1 pseudogene is annotated in these 630 nt (G+C 72.2%); it reads right to left on the bottom strand.

What is annotated here, in order from left to right:
* Positions 1-630 (bottom strand): annotated as a pseudogene (locus tag D474_RS0109670) (cytochrome P450); the annotation flags it as partial.

Here is a 630-nt window from a genome sequence, read left to right as displayed (position 1 = left end):
GCCAACCCCGGGTCGCCGTGCGCCGGGGCCAGCCCCATCAGGAGCGGTTCGCCCTTGCGGACGAGTGTGCCCGACAGGTTCATGTCGGTGACGGGGTAACGGCCCGCGAGCAGGTCGATCGGCGGAGCGGTCCACATCACGTAGTCGACGAAGTCCTCGGGGCTCAGGGTCCCGCCCAGGTAAGCGGTCCAGACGGCGGGGTCGCCCAACAGCCGCAGCAACGCGTTGCCGAGCAGGTGTGCGGTGGGTTCGTGTCCGCTCTGCCACAGCAGGGCCAACGCCTCGGCCGCCTCGTCGTCGTTCAGTGCGTGCGGGTGGGCCAGGAGCACACTGGTGAGGTCCTGCCCGGGGTCGAGACGTTTGCGTGCGACCAGGCCCCGGAAGTAGGAGCGCAGCCCGCGCTCCGCGGCCCCGGCGCGTTCGGGGTCGCCGCTGCGGTGGTCGCGGGCCAGACGTAGGAGCAGGCGGCCGTACTCGTCGGGCAGGCCGAACAGCTCGTTCAGCACCAGGGCGGGCAGCGGCTCCGCGAAATGGCCGATGAGGTCGGCCGAGCCCTCGGTGGCGACCCGCTCGAGCAGGCGCACGGCGATGCGTTCGACGACGGGGACCAGGGTGGGGGTCGTGACCGAG

Origin of the sequence: Nocardiopsis salina YIM 90010 (assembly GCF_000341025.1) — a bacterium.
GTDB lineage: Bacteria > Actinomycetota > Actinomycetes > Streptosporangiales > Streptosporangiaceae > Nocardiopsis > Nocardiopsis salina.
Note: the sequence above shows the minus strand (reverse complement) of the source record. Positions and strands in the feature narration are given on the sequence as shown.